The sequence below is a fragment of the Photobacterium sp. GB-36 genome (genome assembly GCF_003026135.1).
In the GTDB taxonomy this organism is placed as follows: domain Bacteria; phylum Pseudomonadota; class Gammaproteobacteria; order Enterobacterales; family Vibrionaceae; genus Photobacterium.
On the sequence record NZ_PYNY01000056.1, the window covers coordinates 1 to 2,258 of the forward strand.

Genomic DNA, 2,258 nt, shown 5'->3' on the forward strand with positions numbered 1-2,258 from the left:
TAATACCATATGCTTTAGTGACTCTGACTGGATAAAATGATGGCATAGCATAAGCCACAGTCCAATTCGGAACTTCATCAGGTACGCGTTCTCTATTTATCATGCTACAACCAGCCAGTAATAGGCAGAATACTCCTGTTGATATGATCTTTTTCATTTACTGTCCTTGTGTAATGAACGCTGAATCTAGCTCTTTCATTGAGCGCCTTACAGAAAATAGTGAGGTGATAAGTCAATATTAATGAAGCTGATCTACAATATAGTTTTTTGATGTATATATCTTATTTACCTTGTCCCAAGGGATAGGCGTTAAGGTTGCGTTAGCATTTTCAGCTCTAATATTTAACTCGTCTTCATAATCATGCTTGTAGGCAGTTGATGAATTTCCGTTATAGTCCGTTTCGGGTGTGCTCGTTGGTGACAGCTCAGTAACGTACGTATACTTGCCACACCCTTCAAGCCACACTTTCACTTGTCCATTTGGCAGGAAACCAAAATCAAATTGACTTTGATAGCAAGTACGTTTTATTCCGTCAGATTCCACATGATGCTGTTGTGTATACATCAGCGCTTTCATTTTTGGAGTGACATCTAATTCAGTAATGTAGAACTTGGCGTCAAAAAGGGATGTCCAGTAAAGCACGACTTTATCGGGTAGATGATTTGTATATTGTACTTGAGAGTAACTAGCTGTTGTAAAAAGATGAAGTGGTAATCCATAACCATCATAGTTGGGTAAATACTCTTTCACACGCATTAATGCACTTACAGTCATAAATTGACTATGAGTATGCAATATAGAAGTCCAATCTTCTTGCGAGTTTATACCATATGCTTTAGTGACTCTGACAGGGTAAAGTGATGGCATTGTATAACCAACTCTCCAATTTGGAACTTCATCAGGTACGCGTTCTCTATTTATCATGCTACAACCAGCAAGTAATAGGCAGAATACTCCTGTTGATATGATCTTTTTCATTTACTGTCCTTGTGTAATGAATGCTGAATCTAGCTCTTTCATTGAGCGCCTCACAGATTTCTGTGAGGCGATAGGCCAATATTAATGAAGCTGGTCAACAGTAAAATGTTTAGATGTATAAACCTTATTTACCTTGTCCCAAGGGATAGGGGTTAAGGTTGCGTTAGCCTTTTTAGCTCTTTTTTTTACATATTCTGTTGCTTGGAAATATTGTTTCGATGTGATTGAATTATAGTCAGTATCAGGCATGCTAGTTGGCGACAACTCAGTAACGTACGTATACTTGCCACATCCCTCTAGCCACACTTTCACTTGTCCATTTGGTAGGAAACCAAAATCAAATGTCGTTTGGTAGCAGGTTCGGTTTATTCCATCAGCCTCAACATGGTTTTGTTGTTTATACATCAGTGCTTTCATTTTTTGGGTAACATCTAATTCAGTAATATAGAACTTCGCGTTAAAAAGGGATGTCCAGTAAAGCACGACTTTATCGGGTAAATGATTGGTAGGTCGAATTTGTCTATACCCGCCCATCGTAGTAAAGTAGAGTGGTAATCCATAGCCATTATAATCAGGTAAAAAGCCCTTAATACGGTTGAAGTCACTAACCGTCATAAATTGGCTGTGGGTGTGTAAAATAGAGGTCCAATCTTCTTGCGTGTTAATACCATATGCTTTAGTGACTCTGACAGGGTAAAATGATGGCATAGCATAAGCCACAGTCCAATCAGGAACTTCATCAGGTACGCGTTCTCTATTTATCATGCTACAACCAGCCAGTAATAGGCAGAGTACTCCGGTTGATATGATCTTTTTCATTTACTGTCCTTGTGTAATGAATGCTGAATCTAGCTCTTTCATTGAGCGCCTCACAGGTTTTTGTGAGGCGGTAAACAATATTAATGAAGCTGATCTACAATATATTTTTTTGATGTATATATCTTATTTACCTTGTCCCAAGGGATAGGTCTCAAGGTTGCGTTAGCCTTTTTAGCTCTAATATTTAACTCGTCTTCATAATCATGCTTGTAGGCAGTTGATGAATTTCCGTTATAGTCCGTTTCGGGTGTGCTCGTTGGTGACAGCTCAGTAACGTACGTATACTTGCCACACCCTTCTAGCCACACTTTCACTTGTCCATTTGGTAAGAAGCCAAAATCAAATGTCGTTTGGTAACAAGTTTTACGCCTTCCATCTTCTGGTCTAGTGTAACTTTGCTTTTTATAAGCCAGCGCCTTCATTTTTGGGGTGATATTTAATTCAGTAATATAGAACTTCG

General features: G+C 38.7%; 3 protein-coding genes. All 3 read right to left on the reverse strand.

The window, feature by feature from the left end:
* Window positions 1-238: 238 nt before the first annotated feature.
* Window positions 239-979: a DUF2931 family protein gene (locus tag C9J46_RS21145; RefSeq protein ID WP_107291484.1), complete on the reverse strand. Its 741-nt coding sequence runs from the start codon at window positions 977-979 to the stop codon at window positions 239-241.
* 81 nt (window positions 980-1,060) lie between these two features.
* The gene (locus C9J46_RS21150; protein WP_107291485.1) at window positions 1,061-1,798 is read right to left on the reverse strand and encodes a DUF2931 family protein; all 738 of its coding nucleotides are present in this window, start codon (window positions 1,796-1,798) and stop codon (window positions 1,061-1,063) included.
* Window positions 1,799-1,878: 80 nt separating this feature from the next.
* The coding region (locus tag C9J46_RS21155; protein WP_146144683.1) for a DUF2931 family protein at window positions 1,879-2,258 on the reverse strand (380 nt) is incomplete at its 5' end.

What these genes read in the sequence shown, in the direction of transcription:
- C9J46_RS21145 (WP_107291484.1), bottom strand. Translation starts at nt 979, where the DNA reads ATGAAAAAGATCATATCAACAGGAGTATTCTGCCTATTACTTGCTGGT.
- C9J46_RS21150 (WP_107291485.1), bottom strand. Translation starts at nt 1,798, where the DNA reads ATGAAAAAGATCATATCAACCGGAGTACTCTGCCTATTACTGGCTGGT.